Source organism: Sphingomonas sp. GW821-FHT09E03 (genome assembly GCF_059416225.1).
This window is the reverse complement of sequence record NZ_JBWKOS010000001.1, coordinates 293,158-310,196: the sequence shown is the minus strand read 5'-3', so window position 1 is coordinate 310,196 and position 17,039 is coordinate 293,158. Positions and strand designations below refer to the sequence as shown.

16 protein-coding genes are annotated in these 17,039 nt (G+C 69.3%); 2 read left to right on the top strand and 14 right to left on the bottom strand.

What is annotated here, in order from left to right; all coding sequences use genetic code 11:
- The first annotated feature begins 64 nt into the window (after positions 1-64).
- Both AC07M8_RS01605 and AC07M8_RS01600 read left to right on the top strand, forming a co-directional pair.
- A complete protein-coding gene (locus tag AC07M8_RS01605) occupies positions 65-1,612 on the top strand; it encodes a sensor histidine kinase (protein WP_495172706.1) in 1,548 nt (515 codons plus the stop codon).
- Between the two features lie 286 nt (positions 1,613-1,898).
- On the top strand, positions 1,899-2,033 hold the full coding sequence (locus AC07M8_RS01600) for an entericidin A/B family lipoprotein (protein WP_267397691.1): 135 nt from the start codon (positions 1,899-1,901) through the stop codon (positions 2,031-2,033).
- Positions 2,034-2,147: 114 nt separating this feature from the next.
- Here the strand turns inward: AC07M8_RS01600 and tatC are convergent, their stop codons facing one another.
- From tatC to AC07M8_RS01530, 14 genes are all read right to left on the bottom strand, one after another.
- Entirely contained in the window at positions 2,148-2,927 is a 780-nt protein-coding gene (tatC, locus tag AC07M8_RS01595) for a twin-arginine translocase subunit TatC (RefSeq protein WP_495172705.1), read from the bottom strand.
- Positions 2,924-3,370, bottom strand: coding sequence for a Sec-independent protein translocase protein TatB (tatB, locus tag AC07M8_RS01590; protein ID WP_495172704.1), 447 nt, complete (start codon positions 3,368-3,370; stop codon positions 2,924-2,926). Before tatB ends, tatC begins: the two co-directional genes overlap by 4 nt.
- 28 nt (positions 3,371-3,398) lie before the next feature.
- Positions 3,399-3,635 (bottom strand): Sec-independent protein translocase subunit TatA, encoded by a 237-nt coding sequence (locus tag AC07M8_RS01585; protein WP_267397696.1) that lies wholly within the window; start codon positions 3,633-3,635, stop codon positions 3,399-3,401.
- A 27-nt stretch (positions 3,636-3,662) separates the two neighbouring features.
- Entirely contained in the window at positions 3,663-4,250 is a 588-nt protein-coding gene (scpB, locus tag AC07M8_RS01580; protein WP_495172703.1) for an SMC-Scp complex subunit ScpB, read from the bottom strand.
- The gene (locus AC07M8_RS01575; RefSeq protein ID WP_495172702.1) at positions 4,247-4,975 is read right to left on the bottom strand and encodes a segregation and condensation protein A; all 729 of its coding nucleotides are present in this window, start codon (positions 4,973-4,975) and stop codon (positions 4,247-4,249) included. The genes scpB and AC07M8_RS01575 overlap by 4 nt, the downstream gene beginning before the upstream one ends.
- A 189-nt stretch (positions 4,976-5,164) precedes the next feature.
- Positions 5,165-6,166: a beta-N-acetylhexosaminidase gene (gene nagZ / locus AC07M8_RS01570; RefSeq protein ID WP_495172701.1), complete on the bottom strand. Its 1,002-nt coding sequence runs from the start codon at positions 6,164-6,166 to the stop codon at positions 5,165-5,167.
- 80 nt (positions 6,167-6,246) lie between these two features.
- Complete coding sequence (locus AC07M8_RS01565; protein WP_495172700.1) at positions 6,247-6,966, bottom strand: SPOR domain-containing protein; 720 nt, start codon at positions 6,964-6,966, stop codon at positions 6,247-6,249.
- Positions 6,966-8,690 (bottom strand): arginine--tRNA ligase, encoded by a 1,725-nt coding sequence (gene argS / locus AC07M8_RS01560; RefSeq protein ID WP_495172699.1) that lies wholly within the window; start codon positions 8,688-8,690, stop codon positions 6,966-6,968. Before argS ends, AC07M8_RS01565 begins: the two co-directional genes overlap by 1 nt.
- 157 nt (positions 8,691-8,847) lie before the next feature.
- Positions 8,848-10,014: a deoxyguanosinetriphosphate triphosphohydrolase gene (locus AC07M8_RS01555; RefSeq protein WP_495172698.1), complete on the bottom strand. Its 1,167-nt coding sequence runs from the start codon at positions 10,012-10,014 to the stop codon at positions 8,848-8,850.
- On the bottom strand, positions 10,011-12,053 hold the full coding sequence (locus AC07M8_RS01550; protein ID WP_495172697.1) for an SPOR domain-containing protein: 2,043 nt from the start codon (positions 12,051-12,053) through the stop codon (positions 10,011-10,013). Before AC07M8_RS01550 ends, AC07M8_RS01555 begins: the two co-directional genes overlap by 4 nt.
- A gap of 162 nt (positions 12,054-12,215) precedes the next feature.
- On the bottom strand, positions 12,216-13,781 hold the full coding sequence (gene ftsZ, locus AC07M8_RS01545) for a cell division protein FtsZ (RefSeq protein WP_495172696.1): 1,566 nt from the start codon (positions 13,779-13,781) through the stop codon (positions 12,216-12,218).
- Positions 13,782-13,892: 111 nt separating this feature from the next.
- On the bottom strand, positions 13,893-15,155 hold the full coding sequence (gene ftsA / locus AC07M8_RS01540; RefSeq protein ID WP_267397293.1) for a cell division protein FtsA: 1,263 nt from the start codon (positions 15,153-15,155) through the stop codon (positions 13,893-13,895).
- Positions 15,155-16,084 (bottom strand): cell division protein FtsQ/DivIB, encoded by a 930-nt coding sequence (locus tag AC07M8_RS01535; protein ID WP_495172695.1) that lies wholly within the window; start codon positions 16,082-16,084, stop codon positions 15,155-15,157. Before AC07M8_RS01535 ends, ftsA begins: the two co-directional genes overlap by 1 nt.
- Positions 16,081-17,004, bottom strand: a complete 924-nt coding sequence (locus AC07M8_RS01530) for a D-alanine--D-alanine ligase (RefSeq protein ID WP_495173127.1) — start codon at positions 17,002-17,004, stop codon at positions 16,081-16,083. Before AC07M8_RS01530 ends, AC07M8_RS01535 begins: the two co-directional genes overlap by 4 nt.
- Positions 17,005-17,039: the final 35 nt, after the last annotated feature.

The following is a 17,039-nucleotide window of genomic DNA, read 5'->3' as shown; positions in this document are numbered from 1 at the left end:
GGCCTCCACTCCCGACGCTGTTCCGCCGTTCGCCCGTCGCCACGGGCCGGCTTCCGTTGCGGCCATGTCGCCCGTGTCCGCGCTATCTCGGCTGCCCACCGGCGCCAAGCTGTTCATTACCATCAGCATCGCCCTGCTCCTCCTTGCCCTGATCGCGATCGGGGCGACGCTGCAGACCGGGCGGGTCGCCGATGCTGATGCCCGCGCGCGGCTGCGCATTGCCGCCAATGAGAGCGCGCGCACCATTTCGATCGAGCTGATCGGCGACATGACCGCACTGCGCGTCGCGGTGAATGCGCTCCAGGCCGATTCGGCCGACGCGCCTAGCTGCGCCCGCGCGCAGGGCGTGTTCGCGCAGCAGGCCAGCACTGGCGCGCGCTTCTCGATCACCGATCGTGCCGGTCGGCTGCTGTGCGGCGACGCCCTCGAAGGCCAGGTGCCGGTCGACGGCAAGGGGCCGATCGCTGCCGCCATCGTGCCGGGCCGCGGACTGATCCTGTCGATCCCGGGCGTGCACCGCGGCCCCACCGCGCGTGCCTTCTTCCCGCAGACCTTCCTTGCCCAGCTTGCTACCCCCGCCAGCCGGGCAATGCCGCTCGCCAGCGCGCTCGAACAGGGCGATGAGACGCTGCAGCTGGCGACCATCGAGGATCTCGGCCCGCTCGATCGCAGCGAGACGGTGGAAACCGATCTCGGCATGGGCGACCTCAAGCTGCGGACCAGCATCCGCAGCGCGCCGATCACCTCGTCGTTCGTGGTCGCGCTCACCCTGCCGCTGCTGATGTGGGCCGCCGCCGCCGGCCTGTCGTGGCTGGTGGTCGATCGGCTGCTGATCCGGCCGTTGCGCCGGCTCCGCGCGAGCGTCGCGGCGTATACGCCGGGCGAGGTGATCGATCCCGGCACGCTCGGCCCGATGCCGGCGCAGGAGATCCGCGAGCTCGGTGAAACCTTCCGCGCGATCAGCCGCACCGTCGCGCTGCACGAGGCCGGACTCGCCGAGAGCGTGATCCGCCAGACCAAGCTCACCCGCGAGGTCCATCACCGGGTCAAGAACAACCTCCAGGTGATCGCCAGCCTGATTAACTTCCATGCCCGCGGCGCACCCAGTCCCGACGCTACCGCGGCCTATGCCTCGATCCAGCGCCGCGTCGACGCGCTCGCCGTGGTTCATCGCAACCATTTCGCCGAGATGGAGGACAATCGCGGGCTCAACCTGCGTCCGGTCATCGGCGAGCTCTCCTCCAATATCCGCGCCACCGCGCCGGAGGGCGCGAGCAGCATCGGTATCGCGCTCGACGTCGATCCCTATCTGGTCAATCAGGATGTCGCGGTCGCGGTCGCGTTCCTCGTCACCGAGATGATCGAACTGGCAATGAGCTGCGATCCCGCCGCGCAGATACGCGTTGCGGTCAAGCCGGCCGAGGTCGAAGGGCGCGCCCTGCTGCGGGTCGTGTCGCGCGCGTTGGTGGAGAGCGACGTGCTGCGCACCATGCTAACCACGCGCTACGGCCGGGTGATGGAGGGCCTGTCGCGCCAGCTCCGCTCGCCGCTGCATCACGATCCGCTCACCGGCGCCTATGAGATCGCGATCGCGGTGCTCGGGCGCGACTGAAAAACTTTCCAGCTTAGGCAGAAAGGCTGGAACCAGTCGGCGCCAAGCTCGTTTTTCATTCCGGATCGCGACCTTATGCCCCCCCGCTCTCGCGATCCACGACATAGGCCCGGAAGCACCCACCCTCCCCCCCCCGGTGGTGCTTCCGGGCCTTAATTCATCTCCCAGCTTTGATCTTCCCGGACGCTAGGGTGCGATGCGGCAAAAACCGGTTGCGCCGCCGGAACGAAAACGCTGCTCCGATCATTCCCATTGACGGCATTCATGCTCGTTCAGGAGGAATCTCATGCGTAAATTTGTTGGTCTGGCACTGGTCGCCGGCGCGCTCATGGTCAGCGCGTGCAACACCGTCAAGGGTGCAGGCCGCGATGTCAGCTCGGCAGGCGACGCGGTCGCTGGTGCGGCTGAAGGCGCCAAGTAAGCTGTTACCCGGCTGAACGAAAAAGCCCTCGCTTCCACCGGGAGCGAGGGCTTTTTTGTGCCCGATGGCCTGGCTAGCCGGCAGCGCCTGCCCGCCAATCGCGCGCCACCCGCGTCAGACGTCGGCGGTTTCGACCAGCGCGGCTTCTCGGGCGCGCTTGCGCTCAGTGAACCAGATCCCGATCAGCGCGGCCTCGTAGAGGATGCACAGCGGGATCGCGAGCAGCAGCTGCGAGCCGACATCGGGCGGCGTCAGCACCGCGGAGATCGCGAAGGCGGCAACGATCGAGTAGCGGCGCGCGCCGATCAGCTGCTGGCGGGTGACGATCCCGGCCCGCTCGAGCAGCATCAGCAAGACCGGCAGCAGGAAGGCGATGCCGAAGCCGAACAGGAACTGCATGATGAAGCGCAGATATTCGGCGATGTCGGGCAGCGCCTGGCGCTTCACGCCGCCGACCATGCCCGAATAACCAAGCAGGAAGTGCAGCGCCATCGGCACCGCGACAAAATAAGCCATCGACGCGCCGGCGATGAACAGCACCGGTGTCGCCAGCAGGAACGGCAGCAGCGCCCGCTTTTCCTTACGGTAGAGCCCCGGCGCGATGAACCGCCACAATTGGTTGGCGATCACCGGGAAGCTCAGCATCATCGCCGCGAAGAATGCGAGCTTCACCTCGGTGAAGAAACCGCCATAGACGGTGGTGAAGATCACTTCCTTCTGCCCGGCGTTGGACAGCGGCTTCAGCAGGAAGGCGAAGATCGGCTCGACGAAATACATCGCCACGCCGAAGCAGACGACGACCGACACGATGCAATAGAGCAGCCGCCGGCGCAGCTCGACCAGATGTTCGAGCAACGGCGCGCGGCTGGCGTCGATCTCGGCGTCGTCGCTCATGAGGGCGCCCCGTCAGGCGTGGGCGCAGGATGATCAACGGGCGCGGCGATCACCACCGGCTTCTCGACCATGATCGGCTGATCGGCATGCTGATCGGCCTGATCGGCCCGATGATCGGCTTCGTGATCGGCATGCTGATCGGCCAGCGGCGGGGTCGCGCCCACGGCAGGCTCGCCGTCGGCCGGCGCTGCGACGTCCGCTGCAGGCGCCGCATGCTCGCGCATGATCCGCTCATTCTCTGCCGCCCAGCGCTTTTCCATCTCTTCGAGTTCAGCCTCGCGCACCATGTTGTCGAAGCCTTCGCGAAACTGGCGCGCGACGCCGCGCGCCTTGCCGACCCAATAGCCGACGACCCGCATCGCCTTGGGCAGGTCCTTGGGTCCGATCACAACCAGCGCGACGAGCGCCACCACGAGGAATTCGGACGAATCGATACCGAACATGAGCGCCTAGCGTCGGAGCAGAAGGGACTTAGCGGTCGTCGCGCACGCGCTCGCCATCACGGTCGAACGCGGGCTCGGCGGACTTCTGCGCCTCGATGCGCGCCGATGGCTTGCGATCCTCGGCGTCTTCCTCGGCCATGCCCTTCTTGAAGTTCTTCACACCCTTGGCGACATCGCCCATCAGGTTCGAGAAACGACCGCCGCCAAGCAACAAGATGGCCACGACGGCAAGCACGAGAAGGTGAATCGGGCTGAAGCTGCCCATGGCATGTCTCCTGAAACGAAAGTCTGTCTAGTCCGTCTCGGTCGCCTTGGCCACCTCCAAAGCCGTGTCCGCCTCCATCATCGCCAGATCCACCGGGTCGAGCAGCCCCGCGGCCTTGAGGTCGGCGATTCCAGGCAGGTCGCGGCGGCTTTCCAGCCCGAAATGGGCCAGGAACCCGGGCGTGGTCGCGAACATCAGCGGCCGTCCGGGCACCTCGCGGCGGCCGGCGGGGCGCACCCAGCCGGCCTCCATCAGCACGTCGAGCGTGCCCTTGCTGATCTGCACCCCGCGGATCGCCTCGACCTCGGCGCGGGTGACGGGCTCGTGATAGGCGATGATCGCCAGCGTCTCGATCCCGGCGCGGCTGAGCTTGCGCGGTTCCTCGCGATCGCGGCGCAGCAGGTGCGCCATGTCCGCCGCCGTCTCGAAATGCCAGCGATCGCCACGGCGGACGATGCCGATGCCGCGTCCGGCATAGTCGCCGGTCAGCCGCGCCAAGGCCGCGCGCACGTCGCCCTCGCCGGCATGCGCGCGGATCGCTTCCACCGTCAGCGGCTCGGCGGCCGCGAACAGCACCGCCTCCACCGCGCGGACGAACTCGTCGGGTGGCGTCACCGCAACGCTCGCACATACAGCGGCGCGAACGGCGAGTGCTGGCGCAATTCCACCCGGCCCTGCTTGGCGAGCTCCAGCGCCGCCAGGAATGATGAGGCCAGCGCCGATTTGCGCAACCGGTCCGATCCGTCCGGCAGGAAGCTCTCGATTGTGCTCCAGTCGATCCGCGCCCCGATCAATGCCGAGATCCGCTCCAACGCCGCCTCCAGCGTGACCACTTCGCGATCGGCAACGACATGCATCACCGGCCTCGTCCGCGCGCTGATCCGGCCGTAGGCGGCGATCAGATCATAGATTTCCGCCTGCCACTGCGCCTTGCGTACCGTCCGCAACCCCTGAGGCGCATCGCGCACGAACACGTCGCGCCCTAGCCGGTCGCGCGCCATCAGCCGCGCGCCGGCCTCGCGCATCGCGCCGAGCCGCTCGAGCCGCAATTGCAGGCGCAGCGCCAGCTCCTCGGGGCTCGGCTCCTGCTCGGGATCGCGCGGCAGCAACAGCGCCGATTTGAGATAGGCCAGCCACGCCGCCATCACCAGATAATCGGCGGCGATCTCCAGCCGCAGCGCCTGCGCCCGCTCGATGAAGCCGAGATATTGCTCCACCAACGCGAGGATCGAGATCGCGCGCAAATCCACCTTCTGCGATCGCGCCAGCGCAAGCAGCAGGTCGAGCGGCCCTTCCCATCCCTCGATGTCGAGCGTCAGCGTGTCGGCGTCACTGGCCATGCGGCGTGTGTAGGGCGATCAGCGGACGATGGGCAACGGCATCGCTTGCCGCCCGCCACCACCATCTCTCATCCCTTGTCCGTCATCCTGAACTTGTTTCAGGATCCATGACCCCAAACGACCAGCAAGCGAGCGGCGAGCGCGGGCCATGGATGCTGAAACAAGTTCAGCATGACGACGGAAGTGAAATCAAGCCAGCAGCAGGAACTGGTCCCGCCGCGCAATCAGCGCGTCGAACTCACCTTGCGGGGCCCCGCGGCCGGCCATTGCCCGCTCCAGCCGCGCGCGCGCCACAGCGCTGATCTCGCCTAGTCGGCCGGCGATCTCGACCATCTCGTCCATCCGCGCCCAGCAGTCGAGCACCAGGTCGCAGCCGGCGGCGATCGCCGCGGCGGCCTTGTCCCCCGCGGTCCCGCTCAGCGCCTTCATGTCGATGTCGTCGGTCATCAGCAGCCCGTCGAAGCCGATCTGGCCGCGGATCACCTGCTCGATGACGATCGGCGACAGCGTCGCCGGCCGCTCGGCGTCCCAGGCCTGGAACACGATGTGCGAGGTCATCCCCATCGACGCGTGGGCAAGGGTGCGGAACGGTTCGACATCCACCTCGAGGTCGGCGGCAGGTGCGGTGACGGTCGGCAGGTCGTAATGGCTGTCGAGCTGCGAGCGGCCATGCCCGGGCATGTGCTTGACGACACCGATCACACCGCCCGCCGCCAGCCCTTCGAGCATCGCCCGCCCCAGCGCCGCGACCTGCATCGGCTCGCTGCCATAGGCTCGGCAGGCAACTGCCTCGGTGGTGTCGGGTTGGACGACGTCGAGCAGCGGCGCGCAATTCACGGTGATGCCGACCTCGCTCAGCATCAGCCCCAGCGCCTGGCCATTGGCGCGCATCGCCTGGATCGCCGACATCGGCGCCTGCTTGTAGAGTTCGTCGAACGCCGGCCCCGCCGGGAACGCAGGCCATGCCGGCGGCCCCATCCGCGCCACCCGGCCGCCTTCCTGGTCGATCAGGATCGGCAGCTCGTCACGCCCGCTCAACGCGCGCAGCGAATCGGTCAGCGCCCTGACCTGGTCACGATTCTCGATATTGCGCTTGAACAGGATGTAGCCCGCAGGCTCCACCTCGGCGAAGAAGGCGCGTTCCGCTGGCGTAAGCGCGAGGCCCGAGAGGCCGAAGATGACTGGCTTCATGCCGCCCGGCCTAGCCTAGTCGAGCGGCGCGGCCAAACATCCTCTATCCTGATGCGCGCTACGCCGCCCGATGGCGCGGTTCAGCTCGCGACGAAGCAGCTTTCGCCCGCCACCCGCAGCCGCCCGCAGATATCCGCCGCCTGGTTGGCGCTGCCGGCATTGACCCGCAGCCGGTACAAGGTCCGCCCGCCGGTCGCGACCGGCTGCACCGATTTGCCGAGCGGCGCGAGGTAGCTGAAGCGCTTGGCGAATCCGTTCCAGGCCGCATTGGCGACCGTCTCGCTCGGATAGGCGCCGAGCTGGACCAGCGAGCCGCCACCGGCAACCGTGGCGGCGTGATTGCGCGCCACCGCCACCGGTGCAGTGGCGACCAGCCGCCCGCCCGACGCGGGTACCTGGGCGACCGCGTTGCTGCCGCCGGTGCCCGCCGGCTTGGCCCCGGGGGTCACCCGGTGGCCATCGACCGGCTTCTCGGGGACGGCGTTGAGATCGATCGCACCATTGCCCGCCTTGCCGGCGCTGGTCGCGATCGCGGCATCGCCTTCGCCCTTCACCTTGAGCCCGCCGGGATCGTCGGGCTTGATCTTATAGTCGCCGTCCTGCGCGGCGATGATCTCCCCGTCCGCAACCTTGTGGGTCTGCAGCTTGTAGATGCCAAACACGATCGCGGCGAGCACGGCGAGGCCGACCACGACCAGCGCGATCACCTTGCCGATCGGCGGGCCCTCGTCCTCGTCCGGCTCGACGGTCTCGAGCCAGGGCAGCCGGTCCTCTTCGCGCAGATCCAGTCCCTCGGCCATCACTTCATCTCCGACACCGCTACCACGCCCATAATAGCGAGCCCGTTATGAATAATCTGCGCAACGGCCGACGCCAAGAACAGACGTGCGCGAGTCGCCTCGGCATCGTCGACCACCAGGAAGCGCCGGTCCGGGCTGTCGTTGCCGACGTTCCACAAGGCATGGAAGGCGGCAGCCAAGTCGTAGAGATAAAACGCAATCCGGTGCGGCTCGCGCGCCGTCGCGGCGGTCTCGACCACCCGCGGAAACTGCGCCGCGAGCTTCACCAGCGCGAGCTCCTCCGTATCAAGGCGGGACAGGTCGGCCGCGCCCGCGGTGATCCCCGCCTCGGCGGTGCGCCGGTGCAGCGAGGCGACCCGCGCATGCGCATATTGCACGTAGAACACCGTATTGTCCTTGGACGCCTCCACCACCTTGGCGAAATCGAAGTCCATCTGCGCATCCGAGCGGCGGGTGAGCATGGTGAAGCGCACCACGTCCTTGCCGACCTCGCGGACGACATCGGCGAGCGTCACGAAATTGCCCGCGCGCTTGGACATCTTGACCGGCTCGCCGCCGCGCAGCAGCCGCACCATCTGGACGAGCTTGACGTCGAAGCGAGTCTTGCCGCCGGTCAGCGCCGCCACCGCGGCGACGATCCGCTTGACGGTGCCGGCATGGTCGGCGCCCCAGATGTCGATCAGCTGATCCGCAGTCTGGCTCTTCTGGAAGTGGTAAGCGAGATCGGCGCCGAAATAGGTCCATTGGCCATTCGACTTCTTGATCGGCCGGTCCTGGTCGTCGCCAAACGCGGTGGAGCGGAACAGCGGCAGCTCCACCGGCTCCCAATCGTCGGGCGTCTCGCCCTTGGGCGCCTCGAGCACGCCGTCATAGATCAGCCCGCGCGCGCGCAGCTCGGCCTCCGCCGCCTCGGGCTTGCCCTCGGCCTGCAGCGCGGCCTCGGACGAGAACAGATCGTGGTGGATGCCGAGCAGCGCGAGATCGCTGCGGATCATCACCATCATCGCCGCCACCGCGCGGGTGCGGAACAGCGCCAGCCACTCGGACTCGGGCGCATCGACAAAGCGATCCCCGAATTCGGCGGCGAGGGCCTGCCCCACCGGCACCAGATAATCGCCCGGGTACAGCCCCTCGGGGATGGCGATCGTCTCGCCCAGCGCCTCGCGGTAGCGCAGGTGCACCGAGCGCGCGAGCACGTCGACCTGCCCGCCGGCATCGTTGACATAATATTCGCGGATCACCGTGTGGCCGGCGAATTCGAGCAGGCTCGCCAGCGCATCGCCCACCACCGCGCCGCGACAATGGCCCATGTGCATCGGCCCGGTCGGGTTGGCGGATACATATTCGATGTTGACGGTCACCCCCGCGCCCTGGGTCGAGCGGCCGTAATCGGCGCCGGCCGCCTCGATCGCGGACAGCTCGGCGCGCCACGCATCGTCGATCAGGCGCAGGTTGATGAACCCCGGCCCGGCCACGCTGACCTCGGCGACCTCATCGAGCCTGCGCAATTCGGCCGACAGCGCCTCGGCCAGCGCGCGCGGGTTGGTCCCGGCCGGCTTGGCCAGCACCATCGCGGCATTGGTGGCGAGATCGCCATGGCTGGTGTCGCGCGGCGGCTCCACCGTCACGTTGTTGCGGTCCAGCCCCTCGGGGAGCGAACCGGCAGCGACCAAGGCGTCGAGCGCCGCATCCAGATGCGCGGCGAAGCGGGTATAAAGCGTCATCCGGCGGCCCTAGCCCAAGGGGCGGCACGGTGCAAAACGTGCGCGTGCGCTCCCCTCGTCATCCCGGCGACTGCTGGGATCTCCAAGCCGCAAGGCGTGACCGGAGCCGCAAGAGACCCAAGCGTCCGCGGGAGTAACGGCCCGACGACGGTCTGGCCTAGAACCCGTCCGGCAGATCGATCGGCCCCACCAGCTCGCGATAGCGCGCCACCGCGAACCGGTCGGTCATCCCGGCGATGAAATCGGCGATGTGCCGGCTCCGCCCGGGCTCGTCCTGCGGCACCTCGTCGCACCAGTCGCCGGTCATCGCACCCGGGTCCGCGCCATAGGCGGCGAACAGCCCGGTGACGATGCCATGCGCCGCGTCCGCCGCGGCGAGCTGGCGCGGGTGATGGTAGAGATTGGCGTACATGAAGCGCTTGAGGTCGCGCTCCTGCTCGCGCATCGCCGGCGAGAAGCCGCACAGCGCATGGCCCGCCGCGCGCACGTCCTCGGCGCTGCTCACGCCAGCCGCGGCCACCCGCCGCTGCGTTTCCTCGATCAGGTCGTTGACCATCACCCCGATCTGGCTGCGCACCAGCTCGCTCGCCAGCCGCTTGGGGGCGACATCGGGAAAGCGCGCGCGGGCCACGTCCCAGCCGGCAGCGACGATCGGCACCGCGAGCAGCTGGTCGAGCGTCAGCAGCCCCGCTCGCAGGCCGTCGTCGATGTCATGATTGTCGTAGGCGATGTCGTCAGCGATCGCGGCGACCTGCGCCTCCAGACTCGAATGGCCGAGCAGATCGAGCGGCAGCGCCGCATCCGCCGCTGCCAGCGCCCAGCCGGGGTGGCGCACCGGCCCGTTATGCTTGGCCAGGCCTTCGAGCGTTTCCCAGCTGAGGTTGAGCCCGTTCCACAACGGATACGGTCGCTCGATCTCCATCAGCGTGCGCAGCGTATGACCGTTGTGATCGAACCCGCCGGCGCCCGCGAGCGCCGCCTTCAGCGCATCCTCGCCGGCATGGCCGAACGGCGGGTGGCCGATGTCGTGCGCCAGGCACAGCGCCTCGGTGAGATCCTCGTTGAGCCCCAGCACCCGCGCGATCGTCCGGCCGATCTGCGCCACCTCCAGGCTATGGGTCAGCCGCACGCGGAAATGGTCGCCGTCGGGCGCCATGAACACCTGCGTCTTGTGGCGCAGCCGGCGGAAGCTGATCGAGTGGATGATTCGGTCGCGATCGCGCTGGAAGGCGTCGCGCGGGCCGCGGGTGGACCCGTTCTGTTCTTCGTGAAGGCGACCTCTGCTGCGCGCCGGGTCCGAAGCCCAGGGCGCAGCAGCGCTCATTTGGCGGGCAATCGCTTGACTGGCTGGCCGGCGTCGCTGGTGAAGGAGAAGGAAGACACCCCCGCCTTGGTCAGCTGGTTGACGAAGGCGCGCGCCTCGGCATCGGTCTTGAACGGTCCGGCGAGCACGCGGTTGGTGGCGCGCAGCGGCGTCGTCCAGCCCTGGCGACCGGCAAAGGCCGCGGGTGCCTTAACCTTCACCGAGGCCCAGGCCTTGGGCAGATCGCCTTCATAGGCGCCGCCAGCGACCTGCACCCAGATTCGCTCGGGGTTGGCGCGCGCGAGCTTGCGCTCCTCGGCCTCTTCCTTGGCCGCGGCCGCCTTTTCCTCATCGGCTGCCTTCTTGGCCGCCAGCGCCTTCTTGTCGGCCACCGCCTTGCGATCGGCCGCACGCTTCGCCGCGGCGTTCTTGGCGGCAAGCGCCTTTTCGGCAAGCGCATCGCGCGCTTCCTTGGCCTTGGCCTCGGCGAGCACCCGCGCGGCATCGTCCGTCGGCGCCGGTGACGGGGCCGACGCCCTCACCGGCTCGCCGACGCCGAGCTCGGATGCCGGGATCGACAGCCCGGCAATGATCCGCGCCAGCACCAGGTTCTCGGTATCGCGCACCGCGGCCGCATGCTCCGCCGGCGACGGCGTGGTGTCGGTCGCAACCGGCGGCGGGGCAGCCGGCGTCGGTGCCACCACCGACGCCGGCGCGGCCGCCGGGGTGTTGGCCAGCACCGTCGGCCCCGGCACGACCGTGGCGGCGGTGCTCGGCGACGACGCCGCGATCCCACCGTTCTGGCTTGCCACCAACGCCGGCCGCGTCGGCACGGCACTCGGCTGCACGGCCGTAACCGCGGGCGGCCGGCTGAAGGTCACCGCCGGCGTCGGCTGGCTGCTCGGCACCATCGCGACCGGCGGGCCCGGCGTCGGCACCCGCGCTTGTGTCGTCGTTGATGGTGATGCGGTCGCCACCGTCGTGGTCGTCGTCGCCGCCATCTGTGGCGGCAGCGGCTGGACCATCAGCGGCGCGCTGGCGCTCGCCGCGGGCCGGGTCTCGCGAACGGCAGCGGGCGCGGGCAACGGCTGCACCTGCGCCAGCACCGGCGGCGGGGTCGGAACCGACTGCGTGGGCGCCGCCTGCACGGGCGTCGTCTGGACCGGAGTCGCCGCGGCGAGCGCCGTCCGGCCCGGCCGGGCGCGGCCACGACGGTCCTTCTTGCCTGTCGCGGGGGCCACGGCGGTGGTGGCGGCGAGCAAGACCGGCTGCGGCTCCGGCGCGAGCGCAGCCAGCGGCGGCACCAGCCGCGCGTCGGCGAGCCGCTCCGGGGTGGAATGGACCTCGCCGAAATGCACCGCAAAGGCGCGGTCGGTCGCGGGCAGCGACGGCAGCCGCTGGAAGAACGGCTGCAGCCCCCCGGCCATGCCCGGCGGCAGCATGGTGGTGGCGATCTTCTCCGCACCCGCCGTATCGCCGCCCATCGCCAGCACGAAGGCGCGGATCCGCCAGGCGCTGCGATCGCTGCCGCGCAGCAATGGGTCGAGCTGTTCCAGCGCCGCGTCGCGCTTGCCCGAGATGCCGAGCGACAGCGCATAGCGCTTCGTGATCTCGGCATCCGGCCCGGCCTTCAACGCCAGCCGGTAGTCGCGCTGGGCGCGCTCCTGCTCGCCGATCAGGTCATAGGCGAGGCCGCGGTCGGCGGCAAAGGCGCTCGGCGCCAGCCCCGCGGCCTCGGCCTGGGCGAAATAGCGCAGCGCCTCGCCGGGGCGCTCGGAGCGGACCAGGATCGATCCCTGCCCCGCCTTGATCCGCGGATTGCCCGGCGAGACCTTCTCCGCCCGTGCGAACAGCGACGCCGCGCCGCTCAGATCGCCCAGCCCCAGCGACAGCTCGCCCGCCGAGATCAGCGCGTTCACGTCGCGCGGGTTCACCGCCAGCGCGCGCATCTGCTCGGCCAGCCGGTCGGCATCGGTGGTGCCGGGCAGCGGCTGCACCATCGCCTGGGCGAGGAGTGGCGCCGGAGCGAGGGCGAGAAAGACCGGGATCAAGAAGCGCATGGGGACCGGCGACATAGAAACGAGCCCGCCTGAACCGGCAATGTCCGGCCGGCGATCACGCGGTGAATGGAGGCGCGGCAACGACGAACATGCCGCCGCCGGCACACACCGGGCCGAACCGACCTCGCCCCGGCCACAAGGGCCGGGGCGACGGGCTGGTGCTTACTGGTTGTTCTGGCGATGCAGGAAGCGCGGGATGTCGAGCGGCTCCTTGCCGTCGCCCTCGCCGTCCTCGCGCGCCGCGCCGCGGGCGGCGTTGGACATGCGCTCGAACAGCGTGCCGCCGAGCTTGACGCGTGGCTGCGCCACCGGCTCGGCCGCGGGGGCCTCGTTACCCGGCGCAAGCCAGCGACGACGCGCGCCACCCTCGTCGGCCGCGGGGGTCGGCACCGGCCGTGCTGCCGCCGCGGGCTGGCCGGCGCTGGCAAACGGTTTGGGCTGCTGCGGCACCATCGTCTCGGCGCCGAGCACCAGTTCGTCGTCCGCAGCGGCGCCATGGCTCGCTTCCGGCTGAATCTCGTCCGCGGCCGACAGGTCGAACGGCTCGACCTCGGGCTGCGGTGCCGCGGCCGGTTGGAACGCGACCGCCGGCTTGGGTGCCGATACGGGTGCGGCGGCTGCCGGGGCAGCTGCCGGCGGCGTCGCCGCTGCCGGCTCGGCCGGCGCGCTCGGGCGGAACGAGGTGTTATCGTCGGTCTTGCGGCCCATGCCGAAGCTGAACGACTTGGTCGTCTCGGCACCTGGCGGCGTCACCGGGCGCTCCTGCGCCTCGATGCCGGTGGCGACCACGCTGACGCGGATCTTGCCCTCGAGCTCGGGATTAAACGCCGAGCCCCAGATGATGTTGGCATCGGGATCGACCAGGTCGCGGATGTGGTTGGCGGCCTCGTCCACCTCGAGCAGGCGCATGTCGTCGCCGCCGGTGATCGAGATGATCACGCCCTTGGCGCCCTGCATGCTGACGCCGTCGAGCAGCGGGTTGGCGATCGCCTTCTGCGCGGCCTCGAGCGCGCGGTTGTCGCCGCTCGCCTCGCCGGTGCCCATCATCGCCTTGCCCATCTCCTGCATCACGGAGCGGACGTCGGCGAAGTCGAGGTTGATCAGGCCGGGCATCACCATCAGGTCGGTGATGCCGCGCACACCCTGCTGCAGCACCTCGTCGGCCATCTCGAACGCTTCCTTGAAGGTCGTGTTCGCATTGGCGATCAGGAAGAGATTCTGGTTGGGGATGACGATCAGCGTGTCGACATACTTCTGCAGCTCCTCGATGCCGCCGTCGGCGCTCTTGGCGCGGCGGTTGCCCTCGAAGCTGAACGGCTTGGTGACCACACCCACCGTCAGGATGCCCATGTCGCGGGCGGCCTTGGCGATAACCGGCGCGGCACCGGTGCCGGTGCCGCCGCCCATGCCCGCGGCGATGAAGCACATGTGTGCGCCCTCGAGCCGCTTGGCGAGATCATCGATCGTCTCTTCCGCCGCCGCGCGGCCGATCTCGGGGCGCGATCCGGCGCCCAGCCCTTGCGTGATCTTGGCGCCGAGCTGGATGCGCTGCGGCGCGATCGAGCTCTTGAGGGCCTGCGCATCGGTGTTCGCCACCAGGAAATCGACCCCCTGGACGTCGGCGCGCATCATGTTGGCGATGGCGTTGCCGCCGGCTCCGCCGACACCGATCACCGCGATACGCGGCGTCAGCTCGTCGACCTCGGGAGTGATGAATTCGATGCTCATGGCCTAAACTTTCTCCGCCCCACCCGGTGATCGACGCCGGGGCTCAATTAACCTTTTGCCTCAATGGGTCGCGCTGTACCACTGAAAACACATGCGCAACGTCACCAAAGTTCAATAATTCGCGCGCGCCGCCTGGATCAACTTTCGCATCATGCCCATGCCCTTCTGACGATGAACGGTTTGTGGCTGGGCGGCGATGCCGCGCAGGTCGATCGGGTCGGTCGCGGCATAGAAGGCCAGGCCCGCCAGCGTCGCGAATGCCGGGCCGCCATGTGCCTCCGGCAGCGCGGTCAGCCCACGCGGTCGGCCGATCCGCACCGAGCGGCCGAGCGCCTGCTGCGCATAGTCGGCGATGCCCTTCAGCTCGGCGCCGCCGCCGGTCAGCACCACCTGGCGGCCTACCGGCCCTTCGAACTTGAGCTGCGCCAGCGCCTTGCGGATCTCGCCGATCTGATGCTCCAGCCGCTGGCGGACGACGCCGATCAGCTGCGCCTTGGTGATCTGCATGCCGCCATGCTCGTCGTCCTCGGCGGCGATCGGCATCACCGGGATCATCTCGTGGTTGTCGCGCGGCGACGCATTGGCCGAGCCGTGGAAGCATTTCATCCGCTCCGCCTGCGCGCGGCGGGTGCCGAAGGCGGAGGCGATGTCGTCGGTGATGTCCTGCCCGCCCATCGCCAGCGAGCACAGGCCGACTAGCATGCCGCCGGCGAAGAGCGAGACGTTGGTGATCCCCGCGCCGAGCTCCACCAGCGCGACGCCGAGCTCGCGCTCTTCCTCGCTGAGGCAGGCGAGCCCGGTCGCCACCGGCGAGGCGATGATCGACTTCACCTCGAGATGCGCCGAGCGCACGCACAGGTCGAGGTTGCGCACCGGCGAGCCGTCGGCGGCGACGACATGGATGTGGACGCCGAGCCGGTCGGCATGCAGCCCGAGCGGCTTCTTGACCCCGGTCAGCCCGTCGAGCGTGTACAGCGCCGGCTGCGCGTGGAGCACCATCCGCCCCTGCGGGTCGATCGAGTTGCGCCCCGCGGCGAGCAGCGCGTCGATGTCCTGCTGCTCGACACGATGGCCGCCGAGCTCGAACTCGACCTCGGCAACATCGCTGACGAGCCCACCGGCGGAGAAGCCCACCCAGACATTTTCAATATTAATTCCGGCGATCCGCTCGGCCTGCTCCACCGCCTCGCGCACCGCCGCCTCGGTCGCGCCCATGTCGGCGATGTAGCCGCGTTTGACGCCGCGGCTCTCGCGCTGGCCGGTGCCGAGCACGATCAGCTCGCCGCCGTCGCCCTTCTGCGCGATCATCGCCGATACCTTCGACGAGCCGATATCGAGCGCGGTGATCAGTCCTTCCGGTGCTACCTTCGCCATCAGCCTTCAACCCCGGGTTGAGTGTCAGTCGTCGTTGCCGCCGGTGCCGCGCTCTCGCTCGGCGTCGGCATCGCGCGGGCCATGTTAGCACCTGGCTTGCGCGCCACCAACTTCGCTGGATCACGCATGTCGAAGCGGATCCAGCCGCGCCCCAGCAGCGGTCGGGCGCCATCGAGCTCGGCGAACTTGAGCAACGCCGCCGGCGCGCCATCCTCCGGCAACGCCAGCGTTTCGCCGCTGTCGAAGGTGAGGTCCCAGCGCCGGTTGCCGATCCAGGTCGCGGCCTTGACCCGGGGTTTGAGCGCCGGCGCCGCGGCGAGCAGCGTCTGATAGCCCGGCTCCTGCCGGTCGGCGCCGGGGCCGATCACCAGCGGCAGATCGGGGATCGCGTCGGGCTGCACCGGCTCGAGCAGCACGCCCGAGGCATCGATCAGCGTCAGCTGGCCATTATCCTGCCACACCGCCGCCGGCGTCCGTTCGACGATGTCGACCAGCAGCGTATCCGGCAGCCGCCGCGACACATGCGCATCCGCGATCCAGCCATAGCGCAGCAGCTTCTGGCGCACCGATTCGAGGTCGACCAAGGGCATCGCCCGGCTCTGCTGGTCGAGCGCCACCGCATAGACGCTCATCCGGTCCATCCGCTTGAGGCCGGTGACCTCGATCTCCTCGACGCGAAACCCGGCCCGCCCCGCGCCCTCGGCGATCGCGGTGCCGATCATCCCGGGCACACCGATCCAGGTCACCCCGGCGAGCACCGCGGCGATGGCGACGCCGGTGAAGGTCCAGGTCGCCGCCTTGCGCAACGTTTCCTCGCTGACCGGCATCATGCCGACCAACCGGTCGAGCACCGACACCTTCTTCACCGGCTGCTTGCGCCGCGGCGCCGGGCGCTTGGGCGGCGGCCCGCGCTTGATGGTGCGGCTCACCCCCGCCGCTCCCGCGCCGCCGCGGCATCCGCCAGCGCTTCGTCGACGATCGCCTGGACCAGGTCGGGATAGCTCATGCCGACATGCTTCGCCTGTTCGGGCACGAGGCTCAAGGGGGTCATGCCCGGCTGGGTGTTGACCTCGAGCAGGAACAGCCCGTCCACCCCGCGTTCGTCGTCCCAGCGGAAATCGGAGCGCGACGCGCCCTTGCAGCCGAGCAGCCGGTGCGCCTCGAGCGCCACCGCCTTGCACGCCTCGGCGATCTCGTCGGGGATATCGGCCGGGCAGACATGCTCGGTGAGCCCGTCGGTGTACTTGGCGTCGAAATCATACCAGCCGTTCTTGGGCTTGAGTTCGGTGACGCCCAGCGCCCGCGTGCCCAGCACCGCCGTCGTCAGCTCGCGGCCGCGGACATAGGGTTCGGCAAGCAGCTCGTCGAACTCCTGCCACGGGCCTTGCACGTCGCGGCCGATCGGATTGCCGTAATTGCCGTCATCGGTGACGATCGCGACGCCCACCGACGAGCCCTCGTTGACGGGCTTGAGCACATAAGGCCGCTGCAGCGGATCGCGCTCGAAGATCTCGGCGGACTTGACGATCCGGCCGCCCGGCATCGGCACGCCGTGCGGCACCAGCACCTGCTTGGTCAGCACCTTGTCGATCGCCACCACCGAGGTTGCGAGCCCCGAATGGGTATAGGGGATTCCCATCAGGTCGAGCATGCCCTGGACGCTGCCATCCTCGCCGGGGGTGCCGTGGAGCGCGTTGAAGACGAGATCGGGCTGCGCCGCCGACAGCGCGCGCGCGACACCGCGATCCATGTCGATCCGCGTGACGCGATGGCCCAGGCTCTCGAGCGCATCGGCGACGCCCTTGCCGGACAGCAACGATACCTCGCGCTCGGCCGACCAGCCACCCATCAGCACCACGATGTGAAGGGCCTCAGTCACACGCA

Bases quoted from the DNA above. Each gene is read 5' to 3' on its own strand.
- nagZ (WP_495172701.1), bottom strand. From the start codon at position 6,166: ATGAAGCCAGTCATCTTCGGCCTCTCGGGCCTCGCGCTTACGCCAGCG.
- AC07M8_RS01575 (WP_495172702.1), bottom strand. From the start codon at position 4,975: ATGGCCAGTGACGCCGACACGCTGACGCTCGACATCGAGGGATGGGAA.
- tatC (WP_495172705.1), bottom strand. From the start codon at position 2,927: ATGAGCGACGACGCCGAGATCGACGCCAGCCGCGCGCCGTTGCTCGAA.
- AC07M8_RS01585 (WP_267397696.1), bottom strand. From the start codon at position 3,635: ATGGGCAGCTTCAGCCCGATTCACCTTCTCGTGCTTGCCGTCGTGGCC.
- AC07M8_RS01565 (WP_495172700.1), bottom strand. From the start codon at position 6,966: ATGGCCGAGGGACTGGATCTGCGCGAAGAGGACCGGCTGCCCTGGCTC.
- ftsZ (WP_495172696.1), bottom strand. From the start codon at position 13,781: ATGAGCATCGAATTCATCACTCCCGAGGTCGACGAGCTGACGCCGCGT.
- AC07M8_RS01530 (WP_495173127.1), bottom strand. From the start codon at position 17,004: ATGGGTGGCTGGTCGGCCGAGCGCGAGGTATCGTTGCTGTCCGGCAAG.
- AC07M8_RS01550 (WP_495172697.1), bottom strand. From the start codon at position 12,053: ATGCGCTTCTTGATCCCGGTCTTTCTCGCCCTCGCTCCGGCGCCACTC.
- AC07M8_RS01555 (WP_495172698.1), bottom strand. From the start codon at position 10,014: ATGAGCGCTGCTGCGCCCTGGGCTTCGGACCCGGCGCGCAGCAGAGGT.
- AC07M8_RS01605 (WP_495172706.1), top strand. From the start codon at position 65: ATGTCGCCCGTGTCCGCGCTATCTCGGCTGCCCACCGGCGCCAAGCTG.
- ftsA (WP_267397293.1), bottom strand. From the start codon at position 15,155: ATGGCGAAGGTAGCACCGGAAGGACTGATCACCGCGCTCGATATCGGC.
- tatB (WP_495172704.1), bottom strand. From the start codon at position 3,370: ATGTTCGGTATCGATTCGTCCGAATTCCTCGTGGTGGCGCTCGTCGCG.
- argS (WP_495172699.1), bottom strand. From the start codon at position 8,690: ATGACGCTTTATACCCGCTTCGCCGCGCATCTGGATGCGGCGCTCGAC.
- AC07M8_RS01600 (WP_267397691.1), top strand. From the start codon at position 1,899: ATGCGTAAATTTGTTGGTCTGGCACTGGTCGCCGGCGCGCTCATGGTC.